The organism is Pseudomonas argentinensis (genome assembly GCF_001839655.2).
GTDB lineage: Bacteria > Pseudomonadota > Gammaproteobacteria > Pseudomonadales > Pseudomonadaceae > Aquipseudomonas > Aquipseudomonas argentinensis_B.
Window position 1 is genome coordinate 2,285,155 of record NZ_CP056087.1, and the last position, 23,163, is coordinate 2,308,317.

The window sequence follows — 23,163 nt, forward strand, 5'->3', positions numbered from 1 at the left end:
CCTGACGTCGCGGATCCCGGGCTGGCGCTAAGGGCGCCAGTCGTCACGCAGGCTGGCGAGAACATGTTCGGTGAAGGCGCGCACCTTGGGGGTCAGCTCGTAGCGGTCGCGCACGCACAGGTAGTAGTCGAGTGGCTCGATAAGCGCCTGGTTACCGGCATCCTGCGAGGGCGCGAACAGTGGCTGCAATTGTCCGCTGGCCAGCAGAGGCTCGGCGACGAAGGCGGCCAGGCGGGTGATGCCACCGCCGTTGACCGCCGCGCGGGCCAGCACGTCGATATCGTCGCTGACCAGGGCGACACGAATCGGCGCCTCGAAACGCACGCCGTCACGCACGAAGCGCCAGGGCATCAGGCGACCGTCCACGGCGACCTTGAACGCCAGGCAGTCATGCTCGCGCAGCGCTTCGGGGGTATCCGGCACGCCGGCTCTGTGCAGGTAGGCGGGGGCGGCGCAGTAGATCGATGGCACGCTGGCGATATGCCGCGCCACCAGGCCGTCTTCGAGCTGCTGGGGAATGCGGATGCTGACGTCCACCGATTCCTGGATATGGTTGACGCTGCGGTCCGTGGTGCTGAGTTCGCAGGCGATGCGCGGAAAACGGGCGCTGAAGGCGGGCAGCATCGGCGCCAGCACATAGCGCCCGAACGCGGCACTGGCGGCGATGCGCAGGCGGCCCTGGGGATGATCGTGCTGCAGGGTGGCGTTGCTGCGCGCCAGTTCGAGGTCGCGCAGCACGTTGCGCACCTGGCTGAAATACAGCTCGCCGCTTTCGGTCAGTGCCAGGCTGCGCGTGGTGCGGGTGAGCAGGCGACTGCCCAGGGACGCTTCCAGCCGCGCGATGTTCTGGCTTGCCGCCGCCGCACTGATGCCCAGCAGGCGCGCACCAGCGGCAATGCTGCCGCTCTCCACCGCCTTCACGAAACTCTCGATGCCACGCAGGGTATCCATAGCCAAGCTTTATTCTGATCATCTGATTGATAAGGTTTGCTTGGTACTGACCTTACCCGTGGCGCGCTACTCGCAGCAATGGCCGACAACGATAATGGCCGCTCGCCGCTGGCGGCATCACTCAACCTGCAAGGAACCGACATGCCCGATTCCACACTGAACCTCGCCCGTACCACCTGGAAGCTGCCGGCCAAGCTGTCGCCGGTGGTCTTCGCCTTTTTCATGTCCGGGATCATGGCGTTGCTCATGTGCCTGGTGATCACCGCCACCAACCGTGGCTTGAGCGACGGTTACCTGAGCGCAGTGCTGGATGCCTACCGGCTGGCCATGCCGGTGGCGTTCGTCTGTGTGATGGGCGTGCGGCCGGTGGTGGTGCGCCTGGTCAAACTGACGGTCAGAAGCTGAGCAGCGGGCGCGGCCGAATGTGAGGTGTATCCAAAAATGACAAGGCGTTACCAAATAATTCGGTTATCGATGGTAGGCTGGCACCCGAAATTCAGCCGATCCCATGGAGTTGCAGATGTTCTACAAGGAGTTGTTACTGGCCGGCCTGCTGGTCACCGCCGTTCCCCTGACCTGGGCGGACCAGGCGTCGGCGCAGGCCGAGCAGGAAACCCCAGCCGCGCAAGCGGCTGACGGCGAGTACCTCAGCGAGGAGCAGTTTCTAGACAGCCTCACCTTTCGCTCCGGCAAGGTGGTGGTCGGCAGCAACCTGGCGACCCTGAACCTGCCGGACAACATGGTGTTTCTCGATGGCGCCGATGCCGAGCGCGTGCTGGTCGAAGCCTGGGGCAACCCGCCGGATGACAAGCTGCCGCTGGGCATGATCTTGCCCAAGGGCGTTTCGCCCCTGGCCGACGAGTCCTGGGCGGTGACCGTCGAGTACGAGGAAAGCGGCTACGTGTCCGACGAAGACGCCGCCGATATCGACTACAACGACATGCTCGAGGACCTGCAGGACGGCGCCAGGGCCGACAACGAATGGCGCGCCGAAAACGGCTACGAGCCGATCGCCATCGTCGGCTGGGCCTCGGCGCCGCACTACGATGCGGCGGGCAAGAAACTGCACTGGGCCAAGGAAGTGAAGTTCGGCGACAGTGACGAGCACATCCTCAACTACAACATCCGCGTGCTGGGCCGTAAGGGTGTGCTGGTGCTGAACTTCATCGCCGGCATGCACCAGTTGCCGCAGATCGAGGAGAACGTGCCGGCGGTACTGGCCATGACCGACTTCAACGATGGCAACCGCTACGCCGACTTCAACCCGGACCTCGACGAAGTGGCGGCCTACGGCCTTGGCGCGCTGATCGCCGGCAAGGCGGCGGCCAAGGTGGGCCTGTTCGCTGCGGCGCTGGTGCTGCTGAAAAAGCTGTGGTTCCTGCCCGTGCTGCTGATCGGCTGGTTATGGCGGCGCGTCACCGGCAAGAAACAGCAGCCGGCGCCAGTCGAGCCTCAGGTACAGCCTGAAGCCAAGGCAGAGCCCGCACCGAGCGAAGCGCCGCCGCGGGTGGCGAGCGTGATGGATCTGAACAACCCGCCTGACGACAAGCACAAGTAACGCAGTCCTCGGCACGAAAAAAGCCCCGGCATCGACCGGGGCTTTTGCATGTCACTCGGGTAGGAACATCGCGATGACGATAAACAGCCAGAGCAGCAGCCCGGGCAGCATGCACAGCCAGTTGGCCAGGCTGAAACGGCTGTTCTGCTCGCCTGCCGGGTCGCCGCTGGCCAGGTTGGCCTGCTGCTGGATGGTTGCCAGCGGCCAGGCGGTCGCCAGAGTGGCCGCGATCAGCAGCACGATGTCCAGCATCGGATGGCCGAAACTCTCGACGCGGGAAAGACCGTTGCCGAAGAAGACCATGCCGATGTACAGCCATGCAATGGCGCTGTACTTCCACTCGCCGAGGCCCTTGGCCTGCAGCTGGCCCTGAATCAGCCGGCACAGTGAGTGGATGAAAAAGATATGAAAGATCGAGCGCGCGGCCGGGTTGATCTTCTTCGGCAGCATGCTGGCCCGCTGGCGATCCCAGTGCTTGTAGGCCCAGTAGATCGAGTAGAAGCCAAGCGTGAAGAAGTACAGCAGGTACAGCTTGCGGGTGGAGGTAACGAAGAAGGTGCCGTCGGCGCGCGCTTGCTGCAGCAGATCGGCGCTGGGGGGCTGATAGAGATTGTCCATTCCGGGGTCTCGCAAGCACTGCCAGGGCAGTGCGGTGGCTAGGCGTTCTTCAGGCGAACGGCTCCTCCAGGAGCGCGAGAGATTTTACCGGGTATTACCAGATCATGCCGTGTCACTCGCCGTGCAGAGGGTGGGCCGTTGCGGCCCACCTCGGGATTGGCTCAGCAGTAGCTGTCGAGCAACTGCTGCTTCTGGCTGCGCGCGCGTGCCCAGTCGTGTTGCAGGGTGCGCAACACGTTGGCGATGAAGTCCCGGTCAGCCGCGGCGCGGCGGCCCACGTAGCCCTGGCCGCGGCGGTAGGTGCGCAGGCGAGTGCGCATGTTGGGGCGCTGGCTGACGAATTCGTGCTCCGGCTGGTCCGCCGGAACGCGGTCGATGCGTACTTCGCCGCGCTCGCAGACCCACAGGATGTGGTTGTGCAGGCTGTCCTTGTGCTGGGAGAACAGCTGGGCGAGGTCGTCGATGGTCGGTTGCTGATTCAGGTTCATGGCGTTTACCCCTTCATTCTCTGATCTGTCTAGGGCGACCGCTTGCGTGCGGCCGTCATGCCCGTGGCGTTTGAGTGCTGCCGACAGCCGTGTAGTGATGCGTGAGTATCGCTACGCAGCGGCGGCCAACGGAGGCCGAGGAGGCGGGGAGAAGGCAGCGAAGACAGGATCGGATGCAGGTGATCCCCAGGATCAGCCACAGGCATCATGACAATGTCTCGCTAACGCTCTCGTCCGCAGGACGCTCGACTTCATCAATCTGCCTTGTGGGCAGTACATATCGTGGAACGCTCGGCTGGTATTACCGAGCTCGCCCAAGTGCCCTTGTCAGGGCTCCCGTCAGGGGAGGCGAGTCCATCATGCAAAAGCGCAAAGGGGCCGTCAACAGTTTTGTAGTGATTTATTTTTGTTACTACAGAAAAAACTCGAGCCCGCCGCAAGGCGTCTGGCACGCCGAAAAATGACCCTCCGGTCAGTCTTCGAGGAGGCGCCCGTCGCGCTCGCGCTGCGCGTCGCGTTGCATCGATTCGAGGTTCTTCTCGATGGTCTCGCACAGCGCATCCATCTGGATCTGGTGCTCGCTGACCTGGAAGGGGCTCTGCAGATCGCTGCCCACCCGTTCGATCGCCAGCAGCATGAAGCCGACCACCGTCGAGGCCAGCGGCGTGTACCACTCCAGGGTCTCGACCAGGCCGATCGGCACGATCACGCAGAACAGGGTGATGAACAGGCGCGGGAAATACACGTAGGGGTAGGGCAGCGGCGTGTTGGCGATACGCTCCAGGCCGCCCTGGCAGTTGGAGACGTCGACCAGCGTCGATTCCAGACGGGTAAGGCGGATGCTGTCCAGGCGCCCCGCCTTGTATTCGCTGGCCAGCATCGCCGCAGAGCCGTTGAGGATATCGTTGGGGAAGTTGTTGGTGGTGCCGCGCCGGTCGAACTCCTCGGCGGAGACGAACGCCCGCACCTCGTCCTCGCAAGGCTGGTTGCGCAGGCTGGCGGACAGGCTTCGGATGTAGGCGACGTGGCGGCGTAGCAGCACCACCTTGGCAGGGTTAGCGCCTTCATGGTCGTCGATCAGGGTCAGCACCTGGCGGGCGAAGCTGCGCGAGCCGTTGATCAACGCGCCCCAGATGGTGCGTGCTTCCCACCAGCGGTTATAGGCGCTGCTGTTGCGAAAGCTGATCAGCACCACCAGCGCCGAGCCGAGCAGGGTCAGTGGCATGGAGGGCAGGTTGATCCTGCGGTCGAGAAACAGCATGTAGTCGACTGTGACGATGATGTCCCAGATCAGCAGCCAGAACAGTGACCAGCCGACATAGCCGAAGGTCTTGAGCAGGTAGCGATAACCACGGGTAACGGAATGCATCACGTGGAATTCTCCGTGAGCGAGTGAGGCGAAAGCGCAGAGATTCGGACGTGGGGGCGGATGAAAGGTTCGCCGGGGCGCTCGAATCAGCGTGGCTGGCGCGCCCTGGCCAGCTCGCCGAAGAAGGCGACGTACTGGCGGGGTCCGTCGGCGAAGAGGGTATTCAGGCGCAGCGGATCCCTGGCATCGGTGATGCCGTCGAGCGCCGGCCAGGGGGCCTGTGGGTGATCACGCAGGTAGGCGGCATCCACGCCGGGGCGCTGCACCTCGCCCTGGCTGCTGTCGACGTAGAGCACGCGGTTGTCCTGCCCGAACGCCTTGCCCAACGCCTGTACCAGGGTGAGAAAGCCACGGTCGCTACCACCGCGCAGCCAGTGGGTGCGGCCATCATCGGCCAAGGCCGGGGAGCTGGTCAGGGTGTCGCCAACGCCCACCAGGCGCGGCATGTGCCGAGGATCGAAGCGTTCCACCGCCAGTTGCAGCAGCGCGTCGAGGCTGGCGGGTGCCTGGCGTACGTTGAAGGCTTCGCCCAGCGGATAGGTGCCGGTGCGTTGCCCGTAGTAGCGGTTGAGGATCACCAGCACCCCGGCTTCCTTGACGGCGCCGCGCAGCATCAGTTGCAGATCGGTGGTGCCGGCCGCGCTGCCCTGCGCCGGCCGCAGGCGCTCGCGGCCGCCGGCATCGCGGCCGAGATTGGGCGCGTAGTGGACGAAGAACGACTGCGCCAGGCCCTGGGCGGCTGCAGCCTCGAGCAACCCTTGTAGCAGCCCGGCGCCATCGGCCTGGAGGCGCGCATACAGCACTGGCTGGTCAGGCCAGTGGTGATGGAAGGCGTTGAGATTGAGCGTCGGCGACACCCGGTTGTCGAGCACGCTGCTGGCCAGTAGCCGCTCGATATCGCTATCCGCCAGCTGGTAGGGCGCCTGCTGAAGTAGCTGTTTCAGCGATTCGTTCAACCATGCCGGCGCCGCGGCGAGAAACGCCAGCTCCTCGGTGCTGATGCCCGGATGGGAGATGCGCCCGTGACGATCCTGCACCTGCACACCGCCGGCTGCCAGCCCGGGCAGGTACAGGCCCTGTTCCTGGCAGCGCCTTGCCGTGCCCATGGCCCGCTCGACCAGACCGTTCACCCCGCGGCTGCCCAGGTGCTCGCCATTGGTCAGCACCTGGACGTGGCCATTCAGGGTGTGGGCCGCCTGCAGGTAGGCAGGGTCGAGGGCGCGGGTGATGGGGTCGCGCACCAGGTCCATGCATACGCCATCCAGATCCTGGATGATCAGCAGGTTATCGGTGCCGGCGAGGCTGTCGAGCAGCGAAGTGGGGTCGAGCGAGTACGCGGTTTCGGTCACAATCATGGGCCCGAGTCTATCGCGGTTGCGGCCGATGGGGCGATTGGCTGAAGCATTTGGCCAGAGTGGTTGTCCATCATCAGATTGGCAGAGCGGATTGAGAGGAAGCACGGATGAATGATTCACCCAAGCGGGTTCGGCAGATCGTTACGGCAGCGCTGCTGCTCTGCGCGAGTGCCGCAGGGACTGCGAGGGGCGATGAAGCCGCGCAATTGGCCAAGCTGATCAACAGCTATCGCGAGGCCGGGCAGAGTTGTGGTGGGCAGTCCAGCCCGGCAGCCGGCCCGCTGGCGCCCGACCGGCGCCTGGCTGGGCAGAAGGTCAATTCTTCCGAGCAGTTGCAGCAGGCCCTGCAGCAGGCCGGTTATCAGGCCGCGGCCGTGCAACTGATCCGCGTCACCGGCCCCGATACGCCCGAAGCGGCCATGGCCATGCTGCAACAGTCCTATTGCAAGCAGCTGCAGGATGCACAGTTCGCCGATATCGGCGTGCTTCACCAAGGCAACAGCTGGCAGGTGGTGCTGGGTCGCGCGCTATTGCCGGCGCGCCTGGGCGACTGGCAGGAGGAAGGCAAGGCGATTCTCGAGGCAGTCAACCAGGCCCGTGGCACGGCGCGTAAATGTGGCGACCAGCCGTTCGATGCGGCGCAGCCGTTGCGCTGGAGCGATGCCCTGGGCCAGGCGGCCCTGGCCCACAGCCGCGACATGGCGATGAACAGCCTGTTCAGTCACCAGGGCAGCGACCGCAGCCTGGTCGGCGCCCGGGCCACCGCCGCCGGCTACACCTGGACGGTGATCGGCGAGAACATCGCCGCCGGCCAGGGGCGCGCCCAGCAGGTGGTCGAAGGCTGGCTGGCCAGCCCCTCGCACTGCTACAACCTGATGAATCCGGATTTCCACGAAATGGGCGCGGCCTACGCCAGCAACCCGCAGAGCCAGGCGACCATCTACTGGACCCAGGTGTTTGGCGCGGCGGGACGCTCGGGGCTCTAGGCGGGTTTGATTTGTGGTGTTGATGGGCTGGCGTAGATATCCGCCCAGCCATATCACCTGTGGGAGCGCGCCATGCGCGCGAATCGCGGGCATAGACTAGGCGTCCCCGCCCGCTCCCACAGAAGCAGAAGTTGCTGCAAATAGCAGACTCTTCCTGAGCCGTCAGGCCTGCCTATCTCGCAACAGCGGCGGCATCGGGCAATCCAGGGTATCGGCGACGGCGCGCATCAATTCCGCCTCGCCTGCGCTGATCCGCCCGTCGTGCTCGATGCAGCGGGCCATGGCCTTGAGCAACTGCGGCTTCTGCAGCGGGCGCATCTGGTTGAGGCGGTTGAGCGCGTCGTTCAACCCGCCGATCCCGGCGCGGGGCTGTTCGGCAAAGGGCCGGGCGGTGAACGGCAAGGTGTTCCAGGCCGCCTGGAAGGCCGCGCTGGCTGCCTGCTCCGTGGCACTGCCGGCCCGCGCCAGCGCCGCCAGCAGCACGCCGCTTTCATTGCCAAGCGCGGCCAGCGGCAGGCGACCCTGCACGGGGCGTTGCATGCCCAGGTTGCGTTCGACGATGCGCAGCAGCGTCCATTCCATGAAACCCAGCTGCTGCGTGCTGATCAGCAGGGTGCCGATATCGCGCTTGAGGCTGACGAAATCCTGGGGTTCGAGTTGCTTGAGCGCGGGAATGGCCAGCTCCAGCAGTGGCAGGCGACGCCCGGCGGGCAACTGTCGCAATGGCTGGGCGAGTTCCAGCAGGCGGTCGGCCAGCAGGGGCGGCAGGTTGGCCTGCATCCAGGTCATGCGTTGCTGACGGGTGGCGTCGTCGGGGCCGAGCAGCAGGCCGTAGAGAATCGCCAGTGCGCCGTGGGGGTCGTGGGCGGCGTCGCGTAGGCGCTCGTCGATCTGCGCCAGGCTCTCGCGGGCTTCTTCCAGGTGCAGCGGTTGCGGCTCGCCGATGCTGGCGATGGCGGCGCTTGCGGCGGCGGCGCTGAAGCCTGCGGTTTCGGGTTGCTGAGGCGCTGCAGGCTGCGTCGGGGCCTCGAACACCTCGTCGCCGAGGACCACGCCGTTCCAGTGTGGATCGATACGGCGGATACGCTCTTCCAGCGGCGGATGGGTGGCCATCATCCGGCTCAGCGCCAGGCCCTGGCCGAAGTACATATGGCTGTACTCGGCGGCGTGGCTGGCTTCCAGGCGCGAGCCGGCGCCGAGCTTCTTGAGGGCGCCGGCGATGCCGTTGGGGTTGCGGGTGTACTGCACGGCCGAGGCGTCGGCGAGGAACTCGCGCTGGCGGCTGACCGCGGCCTTGATCAGGTTGCCGAAGAAGGTGCCGGCGTAGCCGATCACCAGCAACGCCAGGCCGACCACCATGACCAGCGCGACCGCGTTGCCACGGCCCTTGTCGTCCGAGCGGCTGGAGGAACGGGCCGCGCCGCTATGGCCGACCCCACGCATCAGCAGCTCGCCGATCAGGCCGAGCAGCAGGATGCCGTGCAGCACCGCCACCAGGCGGGTATTGAGGCGCATGTCGCCATGCAGAATGTGGCTGAATTCGTGGGCGATGACGCCCTGCAGCTCATCGCGGTCGAGCCGTTCGATGGCGCCGCGGGTCACCCCGATCACGGCGTTCTCCGGCCGCAGCCCGGCGGCGAAGGCGTTGATGGCCGGTTCTTCGAGGAGGTACACGGGCGGCACCGGCACGCCGGCGGCCAGGGCCATTTCTTCCACCACGTTGAGCACCCGTTGCTCGTGCAGGCCTTCGGGCTTGAGGTTGAGCAGGCGCCCGCCAAGGCGCTCGGCGACCACCTTGCCGCCGGCGCGCAATTGCGCGGCCTTGAACGCCCAGCCGAGGAGCACCACGCCGACCACCACCGCAGCCACGCTGAACAGCAGTTCCCCGCTCAGTGCCTCGAGACTGTAATTACCGTATTGGTAGACCTGCCAGGCCACGGCGATCACCAGGGTGGTGCTGACCACCAGGGTGACCACCGCCAGCATCAGCAGGATCACCAGGCGCGAGGTGTTACGTCGGGCGCGATCCTGATGCTCGAAGAAATCCATCCGCTAGGCCCCTGCTCAGAAGGAGACTTTGGGCGCGTCCTGAATCGCCGCGCTGTCGGCGAACTCCAGCAGCGCCGCATCGCTGCCATGACCGAAGGCACCGGCCAGCACCACCGGTGGGAAGCTCTGGCGGTAGGCGTTGTAGGCGGTGACCGCATCGTTGTAGGCCTGGCGGGCGAAGGCCACCTTGTTCTCGGTGCTGGAGAGCTCTTCGCTGAGCTGCTGCATGTTCTGCGAGGCCTTGAGATCCGGGTAGGCCTCGACGGTCACGTTGAGGCGGCCCATGGCGTCCTTCAGTACGCCTTCGGCATTGGCCAGCAGGTTCATGCTCTGGGCATCGCCCGGATTCTGCGAGGCCTGCTTGAGGCCGTCGACCGCGCCATTACGCGCGGCAATCACCGCCTCGAGGGTTTCCCGCTCGTGGGCCAGGTAGGCCTTGGCGGTTTCCACCAGGTTGGGGATCAGGTCGTAGCGGCGCTTGAGCTGCACCTCGATCTGCGCGAAGCCGTTCTGGTAGCGGTTGCGCAGGCTGACCAGGCGGTTGTAGACGCTGATCACGTAGAAGACCACCACGACCAGTACGGCGATGATGATAAGGGTGGAGATATCCATGAGATGTCCCTATCGGTTGGTAGACGTGGCCGCATGGTAACGGAAACTGCAGCCTGCCGGGCACACCCGGGCCGGGCAGTCCGTGCGGATGTGCGGTGGTTCCGGTTACTGGGCGTCTGGCTTGCTCGGGCTGGGGGCGGACATCTGGATGGTCAGGCGCGGCGTGGCCAGGCTCAGGCCGGACTCGTCCAGGTGGCGCTTGAGCGCCAGGTTGAAGGCGCGTGAGACCTCCCACTGCTTGATCGGTGCGGTCTTGAAACGCGCCCGCAGCACGGCGTTGCCGGACTCGAAGCTCTCCACGCCCTGGATCTCCAGGGGCGACCAGATGTTGCGGCGCATCAGCACGTCGTTGCGCAGCTCGGTGGCCACCTCGCGCAGCAGCTTGATGGCCTCGTCGATGTTCATGTCATGGGGCACCGCGACTCGAAAGATGGCGTAGCCGAATTCGCGCGAGTAGTTCTTGATGCTCTTGATCTCGCTGAACGGGATGGTGTGCACGATGCCGTCGATGTCGCGCAACCGCACGGTGCGGATGGTCAGGCCCTCGACGGTGCCGAGGTGGCCGCCGACGTCGACGTAGTCGTCTATGGCCAGGGAGTCCTCGATGATGATGAACAGGCCGGTGATCAGGTCCGCCACCAGCGATTGCGCACCGAAGCCGATGGCCAGGCCGATCACCCCGGCACCGGCCAGCAACGGCGTGACGTTCATGCCCAATATTGGCCAGGGCGACGATGGCCGCGATGATGAAGATGCTGACGAACAGCACGTTGCGGATCAGCGGCATCATGGTCTGCGCGGGCGTTGGTCTGGCCCTTGCGCGAGCGGGTCAGGGCATGGAGCACCGCGGTGTTGGCGAGAATCCACACCAGCCAGCCGCAAGCCAGGGTGGCGCCCAGGCCGATCAGCTTGAGGCTGATCTCATGGCCGTCGCCCTCGGCGAAGCGGATCAGCGACAGCCCCCACACCCGCAGCCCCAGTTCGATGAACACCAGCCAGATGGCCAGGCTGAGCATGGTGTGAAAGAAGTTCTGCAACCGCTCGAAATACGCCGCATGCCGACGGTGGCGCGAGCGGCGCGGAACAGCCGCCGTCTGATCAGTCCGTTGATGAGCATGCAGGTGACCAGCGGCACGGTGCACACCAGCGACTGGCGAAAGGCGGTGCTGGTGTCGCCGGCCGACACGAAGGTGGCCGACAGGGAGATGGCCACCAGGGCCAGGGCCGGCAGGTACCAGAAGCTGCCGAGCAGCTCCACGGTTTCGCTGATGCCGCGCTGCCTGAGGCGCCGCGCCAGGGGCTGATTGCGGATCAGGTGGGCGATCGGCCGGCGAAAACGCAGGATGAACAGGCCGGTGCACAGCGCCGCCAGCACGTTGGTCAGGGTGGCCGTGGTGTGCGCCAGGTTGCCACCGAGGCTGGCGACCAGGCGTGGGTCGTTGAGGGCTTCGCCAAAGGCGGCGAAGCTGCCGATCAGCCACAGCGGACGAAAGGCGCGGCGGCGCAGGATGTTCAGGGCGGTACGCCGGTGCGGGCCGTCGAGCAGCGAGAAGGCGATCACGCAGATGGCCGAAAAGCGGGTGCCGACCACCAGCGCGTAGGCCAGCACCATGGCCAGGTCACGGCCCAGGGAGGCGGGCAGCACGTAGCTCAGGTAGCCGGTGATCAGCAGGGCGGCGAACCAGGGGCCGAGTTTGCGCAGGGCCAAGCGCAGCAGATCGGTGGGGCGCGGGTTCTGCGGCAGCTCCTCGGCCAGGCCGAAACGCAGGCGCACCTGGTGGCTGAGGGCGCGCAGCCCGAAGGCCAACAGGCTGCAGATGCCGAGGATCAGGGCGAAATTGCTGACCAGCGCAAAGCGCTCGCCGGCCTCGGGCAACAGGGCCGCCAACTCGCTGCGGCTGCGCGACAGCTCCAGGGGGCTGTGCTCGCCGGAGAACTGGCTCTCGATGGTGGTCAGGGTGTTGCCGATCAGCCCCAGCACGCCATCGCGGCTCTCGGGCTGGGCTTTCTGGGTGGTGTCGCGCAGGGTTTTCAGGTCGTTGAGCAACTGCGCGCGCTGCTTGTCGTTCTCCAGCGACTGGATCACTTCGTCGAGGGAGCGATCCAGCGGCTGATCCGCCTGGGGCTGGGTGCTGGGGTCGCTGCTGCTGCCGAACAGGGGCGGGATGCCTGCCGCCTGGGCAGAGGAGCAGGCGAGCATGACCAGAGTGAACAACAGCAGGCGGCGCAGCACGGCGCTGAGGCGGATCACGCGCGAACTCTCCATCACCCGGGTCAGTGTCGGGGCGGTGCCGACCGACGCCGCCTCGGGCTCAGGCGTAGTTTTCCGGGCTGAGACGGCGCTCGACCAGTTCGATGAGGATATGGATGACCTTGATGTGCAGCTCCTGGGTACGGTCGGCGAAATCGCCGCCCGGCGCGCAGATGCACACGTCGGCCAGGCTTTCCAGCAGCGAGCCCGGCTTGCCGGTCAGGGCGATGACCTTGATGCCCAGGGCCTTGGCCGCTTCGGCGGCCTTGACCACGTTGGGGCTCTTGCCGCTGGTGCTGATGGCCAGCAGCACGTCACCTTCGCGACCGTGGGATTCCACGTAGCGCGAGAAGATGTGGTCGTAGCCGAAGTCGTTGGCCACACAACTGATATGGCTGGCGTCGCTGATCGACACCGCGGCGATGCCCGGGCGGTTCTTGCGATAACGGCCGGTCAGTTCCTCGGCGAAGTGCATGGCGTCGCACATCGAGCCGCCGTTGCCGCAGGAAAACACCTTGCCCCTGGCTTCGAAACTGCTCACCAGCAGGTCGCCGGCACGTTCGATACTGGCCAGCGTCTGCTGGTTGCCGATAAAGGCGTCGAGGGCGCGCTGGGCTTCGAGCAGGCTGTTGCGGATATGGTCGATCATGGTCGCCTCAGGGCAGGTCATGGCTGTTGTAGAAGGCGCCCAGCACTTTCACCAGATGGGCCAGGTCCTGGCTGCCGGCCAGCTCGCGGATCGAGTGCATGGCGAAGGTCGGCAGGCCGATGTCCACCGTACGCACACCCAGCTGGCTGGCGGTGATCGGGCCGATGGTCGAACCACAACCCATGTCGCTGCGGGTCACGAAGCTCTGTACCGGCACCTCGTTTTCCAGGCACAGGTGGCGGAAGAAGCCGGCGGTTTCGCTGTTGGTGGCGTAGCGCTGGTTGCTGTTGATCTTGATCACCGGGCCGGCGTTGAGCTTGGGCCCGTGGTTGCCGTCGTGCTTGGCCTCGTAGTTGGGGTGCACGCCGTGGGCGTTGTCGGCCGAGACCAGCAGCGAGCGCTGGATGGTGCGTACGAAGTCGTCACCCTGGGGCAGCACGCGGCGCAGCACCTGCTCGAGCATCGGACCGTCGGCGCCGCACGCCGAGCTGGAACCGACTTCTTCGTGGTCGGTGCACACCAGCACGCAGGTTTCCTCGTCGCCGGCGTCGAGCAGCGCCTGCAGGCCGGCGTAGCAGGACAGCAGGTTGTCGAGGCGCGCGCTGGCGATGAAGTCCTGGTTGAGGCCCACCACGGCGGCGCTCTGGGTGTCGTAGAAGCTCAGCTCGTAATCGAGCACCGCATCGGCGTTGAAGTCGTGCTCCATGGCCAGTTGCTCGCTGAGCAGGGCACGGAAGTCGGCACCCTCGGCACCGGCCAGCTGGGCGAGGATCGGCGGCAGCTCGTTCTGCGCGTTGATCGCCCAGCCCTGGTTGGCTTCACGGTTGAGGTGGATGGCCAGGCTGGGGATCACGGCGATGGGCTGGTAGAAATCGATCAGCGCGCTTTCCACCTTGCCGTCGCGGCGGTAGGTCACCCGGCCGGCCAGGGACAGGTCGCGGTCGAACCAGGGGGCGAGCAGCGCGCCACCGTAAACCTCGACGCCGAGCTGGAAGTAACCCTGACGCTCCAGCTCGGGGTTGGGCTTGACACGCAGGCAGGGGCTGTCGGTATGGGCGCCGACCAGGCGCACGCCACCTTCGACCTGCGAGCGGGTGCCGAGCTTGAAGGCGATGATCGAGGAATCGTTACGGGTCACGTAGTAGCGGCCACCGGCTTCGGTGTACCAGGGCGCGCGCTCGTCTAGCTGGCGATAACCGGCGGCCTCGAGGCGCATGGCCAGGCTGCTGGTGGCATGGAAGGGGGTAGGGGAGGCGTTGAGAAAGTCGAGCAGGCCTTGATTCAATTCTTCGCGCATGGGGCACTCCGGACGGCAATGTGCCGAGTTTATCGGATTTGCCCCGGCGGCGCTGGGACGCGATGCGGTCCGCCGCTGCGGTCACATTCTGTCACGTCTTTGTCGAGCGCCTGGATCCGGCGCCGTCGGCCGTCAGGCCCGATGTAGAAAGGCCATGCCCGGGCCCGTTTCTCCGTGCGCCAGGGCATGCGACTAAAGTCGAACAACGGGGCGGTGCGAGGCTGCTAGCTTCAAAACGCCATTAGAACAATAACAACTCCGAGGAAAAATCCATGGACATGCCCAAGCAAGAGGCCGCTGCGGCCTATTGGAAGGAGAACCTGCGGCTGATGCTCTGGCTGCTGGTGATCTGGTTCGCCGTCTCGTTCGGCTGCGGCGTGCTCTTCGTCGATCAGCTGAACACCATCAACGCCTTTGGTTTCCCCCTGGGATTCTGGTTCGCCCAGCAAGGCTCCATCTACGTGTTCGTGCTCGAGATCTTCTTCTATGTGTGGAAGATGAATCGCCTCGATCGCAAGTACGACGTCCACGAAGACTGAGGCCGCGACCATGAGTACACAGTTCCTGATCTACCTGTTCGTCGGCGCGACCTTCGCGCTGTACATCGGCATCGCCCTGTGGACGCGCGCCGCGTCGACCAGCGAATACTACGTGGCCAGCAAGGGCGTGCACCCGGTGCTCAACGGCATGGCCACGGGCGCAGACTGGATGTCGGCGGCATCCTTCATCTCCATGGCCGGGATCATTGCCTTCGCCGGTTATGACGGCTCGGTCTACCTCATGGGCTGGACTGGCGGTTATGTGCTGCTGGCCATGTGCCTGGCGCCGTATCTGCGCAAGTTCGGCAAATTCACGGTACCGGAGTTCATTGGCACCCGTTACTACTCACAGACCGCACGCATGGTCGCAGTGGTTTGCGTGATCTTCATCTCCTTCACCTACGTGGCCGGGCAGATGCGCGGGGTCGGCATCGTCTTTTCGCGTTACCTGGAGGTGAGCATCGAGACCGGCGTGATTATCGGCATGGCCATCGTGTTCTTCTATTCCGTGCTCGGCGGCATGAAGGGCATCACCTACACCCAGGTGGCGCAATACTGTGTGATGATCTTCGCCTACATGGTGCCGGCGATCTTCATCTCGATCATGATCACCGGCAACCCGATCCCGCAGTTGGGTTTCGGTAGCGAGGTCACCGGCACGGGCCAGAGCGTGCTCGAACGGCTCAACGGGCTGGGCGCGGAGCTGGGTTTCACGCCGTATACCGATGGCAGCAAGTCGACCACCGACGTGTTCTTCATCACTATGGCGCTGATGGTCGGCACCGCCGGCCTGCCGCACGTGATCGTGCGCTTTTTCACCACGCCGACGGTCAAGGATGCACGCAAGTCGGCGGGCTATGCCCTGCTGTTCATTGCCGTGCTGTATACCACCGCGCCTGCGGTGGCGGCCTTCGCCCGCACCAATTTGCTGACCAGCATTCCCAACACCAGCTACGAGCAGGCACCAGGCTGGTTCAAGACCTGGGAGAGCTCGGGACTGATCGGTTGGCTGGACAAGAACAACGACGGCGTCATCCAGTACGGCCCGGGCGCGGCGTTCGCCGGCAAGCCGATCTACAGCGCCGAGCGTGGCGATGTGGGCCAGCGCCTGCTCACCAACGAGCCCACCGCGGCGAGCAACGAACTGTACGTCGACAACGACATCATGGTGCTGGCCAACCCGGAAATCGCCGGCCTACCGGGTTGGGTGATCGCCCTGATCGCCGCTGGTGGCCTGGCGGCGGCGCTGTCCACGGCTGCCGGTTTGCTGCTGGTCATTTCGACGTCGATTTCCCATGATCTGCTCAAGAGCAACCTGATGCCGACCATCAGCGAGAAGAAGGAGCTGCTGGCCGCGCGCATCGCCGCAGGCCTGGCGGTGGTGATCGCTGGTCTGTTCGGTATCTATCCGCCGGGGTTCGTCGCCCAGGTGGTGGCATTCGCCTTCGGGCTGGCGGCCGCCTCGTTCTTCCCGGCCATCGTCATGGGCATCTTCTACAAACGCATGAACAAGGAAGGGGCGATTGCCGGGATGATCGTGGGCCTCACGTTCACCTTCGCCTACATCATCTACTTCAAGTTCATCAACCCGACGGCGACCGCCAATGACTGGTGGTTCGGCATTTCGCCCGAGGGCATCGGCACCCTGGGGATGATCTTCAATTTCGTCGTGGCCTTCGTGGTTTCGCGCATGACCGCGCCGCCACCGGAGCACATTCAGCATCTGGTCGAGGACATTCGTGTCCCGCGTGGCGCTGGCGCTGCAGTCGATCACTGATAAGGGGAAAAACAAAACCAGGCGCCGGCAATCGGCGCCTGGTTTTTATGCGCTCAGTTGGTGATCGCCACCAGGCTCAGCAGGCGGTCGCCAACCTCGGTGTACAGGCCCGACAGCTGGCTGCCGGCCGGCCAGGCGGGGCTCAGCGTTTGCAGCAGGCGCAAGGTGGCGGTGCGTTGATCTTCATCGATGCTCAGCAGTTCGGCTTCCTGGAAATAGAAGCGCGTGAGCACCAGCGGATAGAGGGCCTTGAACAGGCTCTCCTTGAGGGAAAAGGTCAGGCTGATCCGCCATGCCCGCCGCTCGGCGCTCAGGTCGGCAATGCGCGCCAGTTCGCCTGCCGTGAGAATCTCGCCGGCCAGCCGCTCGGCTCGCTCGCTTGGGAGCAGCTGCTCGGCATCCAGGCCCAGGCCACGCCAGTGCCGGGCTGGCGCGACGATGGCGGCGGCCCAGCCCTGGCCGTGGGTGATCGAGCCGCTGACCTGCGCCGGCCATTGCGGCGCCCGATCCTCGCCGACCGCCGGCACACTGGCCACGCCGGTTACCCGGCGCAGTGCCTCGCGCGCGCATAGGCGCCCGGCCAGGTGTTCGGCCTGGCGCTTGGCCACGCCGCGAACCGGCGGTACGCCAGCGGCCAGGTAGTCACCGTCATCCAGAAGGCCAGGGTCGAAGTGGGTGCTGATCAATTGCGCACCGAGCAGTGGCCGGGCGAACGGCCAGTGGTCGTCGAGGGGGCTGCAGCAGCGAGGTAGAGGGGAGCTGGTCATGGCTGGCATTCTGCCGCGCCGGCCCGCCGCTTACCAGCCGGGCACGCCGTGCATGTCTGGCAGTTTGTGGGCGATGCCCTTGTGGCAGTCGATGCAGGTGGCCTCGCCATTGGCCAGGGCCGTGGAGTGCATCTGCGCGGCGCGCTTGCTCTGGCGGGTGAAGTCCATGAAATCGAAGTTGTGGCAGTTGCGGCATTCCAGCGAGTCGTTGGCTTTCAGGCGCGCCCATTCGTGTTCGGCCAGCTCGCGGCGTTTGTCGAGGAATTTCTCGCGGGTGTTGATGGTGCCGAAGATCTTGCCCCACACCTCCTTGGAGGCCTGCATCTTGCGGGCGATCTTGTCCGTCCACTGGTGGGGCACATGGCAGTCCGGGCAGGTGGCGCGCACCCCGGAGCGGTTGTTGTAGTGGATGGTGTCCTGCAGCTCGACGAACAGGTTGTCGCGCATCTCGTGGCAGGAAGTGCAGAACTGCTCGGTGTTGGTGGCCTCCAGGGCGGTGTTGAAACCGCCCCAGAAGATGATCCCGGCGATAAAGCCGCCCAGGGTCAGAAAGCCCAGGCTGTAGTGCACGCTGGGGCGGCGCAGGACCCTCCAGTAGCGGCCGAGTACGGCAAGCAGCGATTTCATGGTGCCTCCTCAGCGGCGTCCGGCAGGTTGGTTTTCGTCCTGCAGGATCTGGTCGATGTTCCTGAAGCCGTTTTCCACCAGCGGTTTCACCTCGGCCTGGGTAACGTGGCACTGGGTGCAGAAGTAGCGGCGCGGCGACATCGCCGCCAGGGCCTGGCCATCGCGGTCCATGTAGTGGCTGATGCTGATCATCGGCGCCTGGCTGCGCGCGCTGTTGGCGCGGCTGTGGCAGGCCAGGCAACGGTTGCCGAAGCGGTCCACCTGGTAGCCGGCGATGGTGTGGGGGATGGTTGGCGGCTGCTCGGGGTAGTTGCGCTCGCGGCGGATGTCCTTGTTTTCCTCGGGGGCGATGCGCGGCGCCGGGAATTCCTGGGTCAGGGTGCCGCCAGGGCGGCGCCCGTCCGGTGCCGGGGCGTCCAGCGGGTAGCCGAGGTCGGCGGCCACCGCCACGCCGAACACGGCGAGCAGCAGCAGGGGCAGATAAGGCAGTTTCATGGCTGAGCTCCTCATGCCGCGCTGATCAACTGGATCTTCACCGCGCACTTCTTGTAGTCGGTCTGCTTGGAGATCGGGTCGGTGGCATCCAGGGTGACCTTGTTGATCAGCTTGTTGGCGTCGAAGAAGGGCACGAACACCAGGCCACGGGGCGGCTTGTTGCGCCCGCGGGTCTCGATGCGCGCGCGGATCTCGCCGCGTCGGCTGATCACCTTCACCTCGCTGCCGCGCCGGGCGTTGAGGGCCTTGGCGTCGTCCGGGTGCATGTACACCAGGGCGTCGGGCACGGCGCGGTGCAGCTCGTCGACACGCTGGGTCATGCTGCCGGTGTGCCAGTGCTCGAGCACGCGGCCGGTGCTGAGCCAGAACGGGTAATCGTCATCCGGCGCCTCGGCTGGCGGCTCGTAGGGCAGGGCGAAGATGATCGCGCGGTTGTCCGGGTAGCCGTAGAACTGCAACTCGCTGCCCTTGGCCACGTAGGGGTCGTGGCCCTCGCGGTAGCGCCAGCGGGTTTCAGCGCCTTCCACCACCGGCCAACGCAGACCGCGCTCGCTGTGGTAGCGGTCGAAGGGCGCCAGGTCGTGGCCATGGCCGCGGCCAAACTGGGCATATTCCTCGAACAGGCCCTTCTGCAGGTAGAAGCCGAAGGCCTCCGCTTCGTCGTTGCGAAAGCCCGTTTCCAGCTGTTCGGCCGGGAAGGCGTCGACCTGGCCGTTCTCGTACAGCACTTCATAGAGCGTCTTGCCCTTGAGCTCTGGCGCCGTGGCCAGCAGCTCGGCGGGCCAGACCTCGTCGGTGGTGAAGCGCTTGGAGAATTCCACCAGCTGCCACAGGTCGGATCTGGCCTCGCCCGGTGCACCGACCAACTGGTGCCAGAACTGCGTGCGACGCTCGGCGTTGCCGTAGGCACCTTCCTTCTCGACCCACATGGCGCTGGGCAGGATCAGGTCGGCGGCCTGGGCCGAGGTGGTCGGGTAGACGTCGGAGACGATCACGAAATTATCCGGCTTGCGCCAGCCCGGCAGCACCTCCTGCATGATGTTGGGGCCGGCCTGCATGTTGTTGCTGACCTGGGTCCAGTACACCTTGAGCACGCCGTCCTTGAGCATGCGGCTCTGCTCCACGGCGTGGAAGCCGGGCTTTTCCTGGATGGTGCCGGCGGGCAGCTTCCAGATCTTCTCGGCGGTGGCGCGGTGTTTCGGGTTGGTCACCACCAGGTCGGCGGGCAGGCGATGGGAGAAGGTGCCAACTTCGCGGGCGGTGCCGCAGGCCGAGGGCTGGCCGGTCAGCGAGAAGGGGCTGTTGCCCGGTTCGCTGATCTTGCCGGTCAGCAAATGGATGTTGTAGATCAGGTTGTTGGCCCACACGCCGCGGGTGTGCTGGTTGAAGCCCATGGTCCAGAACGACACCACCTTGCGTTGCGGGTCGGCGTACAGCTCTGCCAGGGCCTTGAGGCGCTCGGCCGGCACGCCCGATTCCCGGGCGGCGCGCTCCAGGGTGTAGGGTTTGACGAAGGCGGCGAACTGCTCGAACGACATGTCGCTCCAGGTGTTGGCATTCTTCGCGTTCCTGGCCTTCACCTCCAGCGGATTGTCCGGGCGCAGGCCATAGCCGATGTCGTCGGCGCCCAGGGCGAAGCGGGTGTGGCGTTTGACGAAATCCTGGTTCACCGCGCCGCTCTGGATGATGTGGTTGGCGATGTAGTTGAGGATCAGCAGGTCGGTCTGCGGCTTGAACACCATGGGGATGTCGGCCAGGTCGAAGCTGCGGTGCTCGAAGGTCGACAGCACGGCGACCTTGACGCCGGGCTTGCTCAGGCGCCGGTCGGTGACCCGGCTCCACAGCACCGGGTGCATCTCGGCCATGTTCGAACCCCATAGCACGAAGCTGTCGGTGGCCTCGATGTCGTCGTAGCAGCCCATTGGCTCGTCCATGCCGAAGGTGCGCATGAAGCCCATCACCGCCGAGGCCATGCAGTGGCGCGCGTTGGGGTCGATGTTGTTGCTGCGAAAGCCGGCCTTCATCAGCTTGTTGGCGGCGTAGCCTTCCCAGATCGTCCACTGCCCCGAGCCGAACATGCCCACGGCCTGGGGGCCGTGCTCGCGCAGGGCGGCCTTGAACTTCTTCTCCATGATGTCGAAGGCCTGCCCCCAGCTGACTGGCTGGAATTCGCCCTGCTTGTCGTAAGCGCCGTTCTTCATGCGCAGCAAGGGCGTGGTCAGGCGGTCGACGCCGTACATGATCTTCGACAGGAAGTAGCCCTTGATGCAGTTCAGGCCACGGTTGACCTCGGCCTTGATGTCGCCGTGGGTGGCCACCACGCGGTTGTCGCGGGTGGCGACCATCACGCTGCAGCCGGTGCCGCAGAAGCGGCAGGGTGCCTTGTTCCAGTCCAGGCGGGTGTTTTCCGCATCGGCGATCAGGTTGCTGGCGGTGGAGGCGATCGGCAGGCCGGCAGCAGCGGCAGCGATGGCTGCGGCCTGGGCCTTGGTGAATTCGCGGCGGGTCATGCTCATTGAGCGGCTCCTTGCGGACTGAGGCATTCGTGGTAGATCAGCGCGGCGTTGAGTACGCCGGGTAGCGCGTTGACCTGGTCGATGCGCTGCAGGATGAGTTGTTCGTCGACCGCCTCGATCACCACCACCGCCTTGCCTTGCGGGCTGTGCTGGTGCACGTCCAGGTCGTCGAGCAGGCGCAGGTTGGCGAGCACCGCATCGAGCTGCTCGGGGCGGGCATGCACGATGAAGCTGGCGATGTGCAGGGGGCTTCCATGAAGGGCTCCTGTAAGCCGGGCGAGTCAGTTGGGTGGGCCGGGCGGGCCGAAGAGCATCTGCAGGAACCACACGGCGAAGCCGTAGGCGCCGACGAGAGCTACGGAGAGCAGCGGGAAGAGGAATATCACCAGGAATAGAAACAGCCGGCGTTCGCGGCGTTTGCCCCCGGTGTCTTCGGATGGGCTGGGCATGGGCAGTTCTTCATCGGTCAGGCTGGTTGAGGTGCCGTCATCGAGCGGTGCCGGCGCGTGCGCTGGCGACCTGATGGTCTCTGGTGGATGAGTCCGACCTTAGTCGCACTGGCCCGCGGGGTATTGATCCGGGTCAATGGCGGTGCCGTTACCCCGTGGCAGCCGGCGAAAAGCTGCCTTGCCCGTCGTTCAGCTGAGGTTCAGCAAGGGTTCAGGAGGGGTTCAGTCGCCGTCGGGCAGGATGATCCTCGAGTTTTTCATTAACCCACTGCCATTCGAGAGGCATCTCCATGAAAGCGACTCTGAGCAAACTGGCTCTGGCAACCTCCCTGGTATTTGGCGCGGCGGCCACTGCCCACGCCGACAACAACTTCGCTGGTTTCACCTGGGGCCAGACCAGCAACAACATCCAGAAGTCTTCGGCGCTGAACGCCAATCTGGGCAACCCGAACTTCGACAGCGTCATCAACAACGAAAGCACCTGGGGCGTGCGTGCCGGCCAGCAGAACGACGTCGGCCGCTACTACGCCACCTACGAGTACATCTCCGGCAGCAATGATGGCCTCAAGCTGCGCCAGCAGAACCTGCTCGGCAGCTACGATGCCTTCCTGCCGCTGAACGAGAACGGCACCAAGCTGTTCGGTGGTGGCACCCTGGGCCTGGTCAAGCTGGAGCAGAACAGCCCCGGTGTCTCGCGCGACACCAATGTCGGGTATGCTGCCGGCTTGCAGGCGGGCCTGCTGCAGGAAGTCAACGAGAACGCCTCCGTCGAAGGTGGCTACCGTTACCTGCGCACCAACGCCAGCACCGAGTTCGCGCCGCACGGCGAAGGCAAGGTCGGCTCCCTCGATCTGCATAGCAGCGGTCAGTGGTATCTGGGTGCCAACTACAAGTTCTAAGTCACCCTGATCCGCTGCGCGTCGGCCCTGCGACGTTGAAAACAGGCTTGAAGTGATCATGTACGCGAGTACAGTCGCCCGCGGCTCCGACCGCTTCTCGCCTGTTTTTTGCAGGGCCGCCTAGGCCTTGCAGGGCTCTGGCTGGCAAGATTGTTGATAAATGGTTTGAGTTTCTTGCCGTTTCATAACGAAGAGGGCATGCAACGATGAAACTGCTGGTCGTGGAGGATGAAGCGCTGCTGCGCCACCATCTGTATACCCGACTCGGCGAACAAGGCCACGTGGTGGACGCGGTCGCCAACGCCGAGGAGGCGCTGTATCGCGTCGATGAATACCACCATGACCTGGCGGTGATCGATCTCGGTCTGCCAGGTATCAGCGGGCTGGATCTGATCCGCCAGCTGCGCAGTCGCGACAAGACCTTTCCCATTCTGATTCTCACCGCCCGTGGCAACTGGCAGGACAAGGTCGAAGGCCTGGCCTCCGGTGCCGACGATTACGTGGTCAAACCCTTTCAGTTCGAAGAACTGGAGGCGCGCCTCAATGCGCTGCTGCGACGCTCCTCCGGGTTCATCCAGTCGACCATCGAAGCGGGCCCGCTGCTGCTCGACATGAACCGCAAGCAGGCGCTGATCGATGGTACGGGCATGGGGCTGACTGCCTACGAGTACCGCATCCTCGAGTACCTGATGCGCCACCATCAGCAAGTAGTGCCCAAGGAGCGGCTGATCGAACAGCTGTACCCGGATGACGAGGAGCGCGATCCCAACGTCATCGAAGTGCTGGTCGGCCGCCTGCGCCGCAAGCTGGAAAGCTGCAACGGCTTCAAACCGATCGAAACGGTGCGTGGCCAGGGCTATCTGTTCACCGAGCGCTGCCGGTGATCGCCGCCCTGCGGCAATTGAAAGAGC

The 23,163-nt window shown here is 65.1% G+C and carries 22 protein-coding genes and 1 pseudogene; 7 read left to right on the forward strand and 16 right to left on the reverse strand.

Going from position 1 to position 23,163, the window contains the following annotated elements; translation table 11 throughout:
* Window positions 1-27: 27 nt before the first annotated feature.
* Window positions 28-951, reverse strand: coding sequence for a LysR family transcriptional regulator (locus SA190iCDA_RS10210; protein WP_070886825.1), 924 nt, complete (start codon window positions 949-951; stop codon window positions 28-30).
* Window positions 952-1,092: 141 nt separating this feature from the next.
* On the opposite strand from SA190iCDA_RS10210, the gene SA190iCDA_RS10215 reads away from it, so the two are divergent.
* Both SA190iCDA_RS10215 and SA190iCDA_RS10220 read left to right on the forward strand, forming a co-directional pair.
* Entirely contained in the window at window positions 1,093-1,356 is a 264-nt protein-coding gene (locus SA190iCDA_RS10215; protein WP_070886910.1) for a DUF2798 domain-containing protein, read from the forward strand.
* A 115-nt stretch (window positions 1,357-1,471) separates the two neighbouring features.
* Complete coding sequence (locus tag SA190iCDA_RS10220) at window positions 1,472-2,509, forward strand: DUF2167 domain-containing protein (RefSeq protein WP_070886826.1); 1,038 nt, start codon at window positions 1,472-1,474, stop codon at window positions 2,507-2,509.
* A 51-nt stretch (window positions 2,510-2,560) separates the two neighbouring features.
* Here the strand turns inward: SA190iCDA_RS10220 and SA190iCDA_RS10225 are convergent, their stop codons facing one another.
* The 4 genes from SA190iCDA_RS10225 to stpA form a co-directional block, all read right to left on the reverse strand.
* Window positions 2,561-3,127 carry an MFS transporter permease gene (locus tag SA190iCDA_RS10225; RefSeq protein ID WP_070886827.1) on the reverse strand — a complete coding sequence of 189 codons (567 nt, stop codon included), beginning with the start codon at window positions 3,125-3,127 and terminating at the stop codon, window positions 2,561-2,563.
* A gap of 161 nt (window positions 3,128-3,288) precedes the next feature.
* Window positions 3,289-3,615 (reverse strand): hypothetical protein, encoded by a 327-nt coding sequence (locus SA190iCDA_RS10230; RefSeq protein WP_070886828.1) that lies wholly within the window; start codon window positions 3,613-3,615, stop codon window positions 3,289-3,291.
* 472 nt (window positions 3,616-4,087) lie between these two features.
* The gene (locus SA190iCDA_RS10235) at window positions 4,088-4,984 is read right to left on the reverse strand and encodes a bestrophin family ion channel (protein WP_070886829.1); all 897 of its coding nucleotides are present in this window, start codon (window positions 4,982-4,984) and stop codon (window positions 4,088-4,090) included.
* A gap of 86 nt (window positions 4,985-5,070) precedes the next feature.
* Window positions 5,071-6,339, reverse strand: coding sequence for a glucosylglycerol 3-phosphatase (stpA, locus tag SA190iCDA_RS10240; RefSeq protein WP_070886830.1), 1,269 nt, complete (start codon window positions 6,337-6,339; stop codon window positions 5,071-5,073).
* 107 nt (window positions 6,340-6,446) lie between these two features.
* Here stpA and SA190iCDA_RS10245 point away from each other — a divergent pair, with 107 nt between their 5' ends.
* A complete protein-coding gene (locus tag SA190iCDA_RS10245; protein ID WP_070886831.1) occupies window positions 6,447-7,325 on the forward strand; it encodes a CAP domain-containing protein in 879 nt (292 codons plus the stop codon).
* Between the two features lie 162 nt (window positions 7,326-7,487).
* Here the strand turns inward: SA190iCDA_RS10245 and SA190iCDA_RS10250 are convergent, their stop codons facing one another.
* The 5 genes and pseudogenes from SA190iCDA_RS10250 to SA190iCDA_RS10275 form a co-directional block, all read right to left on the reverse strand.
* Window positions 7,488-9,374: a M48 family metallopeptidase gene (locus tag SA190iCDA_RS10250; RefSeq protein ID WP_070886832.1), complete on the reverse strand. Its 1,887-nt coding sequence runs from the start codon at window positions 9,372-9,374 to the stop codon at window positions 7,488-7,490.
* A 15-nt stretch (window positions 9,375-9,389) separates the two neighbouring features.
* The gene (locus tag SA190iCDA_RS10255) at window positions 9,390-9,986 is read right to left on the reverse strand and encodes a LemA family protein (RefSeq protein ID WP_070886833.1); all 597 of its coding nucleotides are present in this window, start codon (window positions 9,984-9,986) and stop codon (window positions 9,390-9,392) included.
* Window positions 9,987-10,091: 105 nt separating this feature from the next.
* Window positions 10,092-12,186, reverse strand: a pseudogene (locus SA190iCDA_RS23390) (mechanosensitive ion channel family protein).
* A gap of 112 nt (window positions 12,187-12,298) precedes the next feature.
* Entirely contained in the window at window positions 12,299-12,886 is a 588-nt protein-coding gene (gene lpcA, locus SA190iCDA_RS10270) for a D-sedoheptulose 7-phosphate isomerase (protein ID WP_070886834.1), read from the reverse strand.
* A gap of 7 nt (window positions 12,887-12,893) precedes the next feature.
* Entirely contained in the window at window positions 12,894-14,183 is a 1,290-nt protein-coding gene (locus SA190iCDA_RS10275) for a M18 family aminopeptidase (protein ID WP_070886835.1), read from the reverse strand.
* Window positions 14,184-14,455: 272 nt separating this feature from the next.
* On the opposite strand from SA190iCDA_RS10275, the gene SA190iCDA_RS10280 reads away from it, so the two are divergent.
* Both SA190iCDA_RS10280 and SA190iCDA_RS10285 read left to right on the forward strand, forming a co-directional pair.
* Complete coding sequence (locus SA190iCDA_RS10280) at window positions 14,456-14,722, forward strand: DUF4212 domain-containing protein (protein ID WP_070886836.1); 267 nt, start codon at window positions 14,456-14,458, stop codon at window positions 14,720-14,722.
* A 10-nt stretch (window positions 14,723-14,732) separates the two neighbouring features.
* Window positions 14,733-16,499, forward strand: coding sequence for a sodium:solute symporter family protein (locus SA190iCDA_RS10285; protein WP_070886837.1), 1,767 nt, complete (start codon window positions 14,733-14,735; stop codon window positions 16,497-16,499).
* A gap of 53 nt (window positions 16,500-16,552) precedes the next feature.
* On the opposite strand, the gene SA190iCDA_RS10290 is transcribed toward SA190iCDA_RS10285, so the two are convergent.
* The 6 genes from SA190iCDA_RS10290 to napE are packed head-to-tail and all read right to left on the reverse strand — an operon-like array spanning window position 16,553 to window position 21,353.
* On the reverse strand, window positions 16,553-17,275 hold the full coding sequence (locus SA190iCDA_RS10290; protein ID WP_070886838.1) for a 4'-phosphopantetheinyl transferase family protein: 723 nt from the start codon (window positions 17,273-17,275) through the stop codon (window positions 16,553-16,555).
* Between the two features lie 21 nt (window positions 17,276-17,296).
* The gene (locus SA190iCDA_RS10295) at window positions 17,297-17,893 is read right to left on the reverse strand and encodes a cytochrome c3 family protein (protein WP_070886839.1); all 597 of its coding nucleotides are present in this window, start codon (window positions 17,891-17,893) and stop codon (window positions 17,297-17,299) included.
* A 9-nt stretch (window positions 17,894-17,902) separates the two neighbouring features.
* Window positions 17,903-18,388: a nitrate reductase cytochrome c-type subunit gene (locus tag SA190iCDA_RS10300; RefSeq protein WP_070886840.1), complete on the reverse strand. Its 486-nt coding sequence runs from the start codon at window positions 18,386-18,388 to the stop codon at window positions 17,903-17,905.
* Window positions 18,389-18,399: 11 nt separating this feature from the next.
* On the reverse strand, window positions 18,400-20,904 hold the full coding sequence (napA, locus tag SA190iCDA_RS10305; protein WP_070886841.1) for a nitrate reductase catalytic subunit NapA: 2,505 nt from the start codon (window positions 20,902-20,904) through the stop codon (window positions 18,400-18,402).
* The gene (locus SA190iCDA_RS10310; protein ID WP_236101159.1) at window positions 20,901-21,128 is read right to left on the reverse strand and encodes a chaperone NapD; all 228 of its coding nucleotides are present in this window, start codon (window positions 21,126-21,128) and stop codon (window positions 20,901-20,903) included. The genes napA and SA190iCDA_RS10310 overlap by 4 nt, the downstream gene beginning before the upstream one ends.
* Window positions 21,129-21,185: 57 nt before the next feature.
* Window positions 21,186-21,353: a periplasmic nitrate reductase, NapE protein gene (napE, locus tag SA190iCDA_RS10315; protein WP_027906290.1), complete on the reverse strand. Its 168-nt coding sequence runs from the start codon at window positions 21,351-21,353 to the stop codon at window positions 21,186-21,188.
* A gap of 290 nt (window positions 21,354-21,643) precedes the next feature.
* Here napE and SA190iCDA_RS10320 point away from each other — a divergent pair, with 290 nt between their 5' ends.
* On the forward strand, window positions 21,644-22,252 hold the full coding sequence (locus SA190iCDA_RS10320; protein WP_070886843.1) for an outer membrane protein: 609 nt from the start codon (window positions 21,644-21,646) through the stop codon (window positions 22,250-22,252).
* A gap of 206 nt (window positions 22,253-22,458) precedes the next feature.
* Complete coding sequence (locus SA190iCDA_RS10325; protein WP_070886844.1) at window positions 22,459-23,136, forward strand: response regulator; 678 nt, start codon at window positions 22,459-22,461, stop codon at window positions 23,134-23,136.
* Window positions 23,137-23,163: the final 27 nt, after the last annotated feature.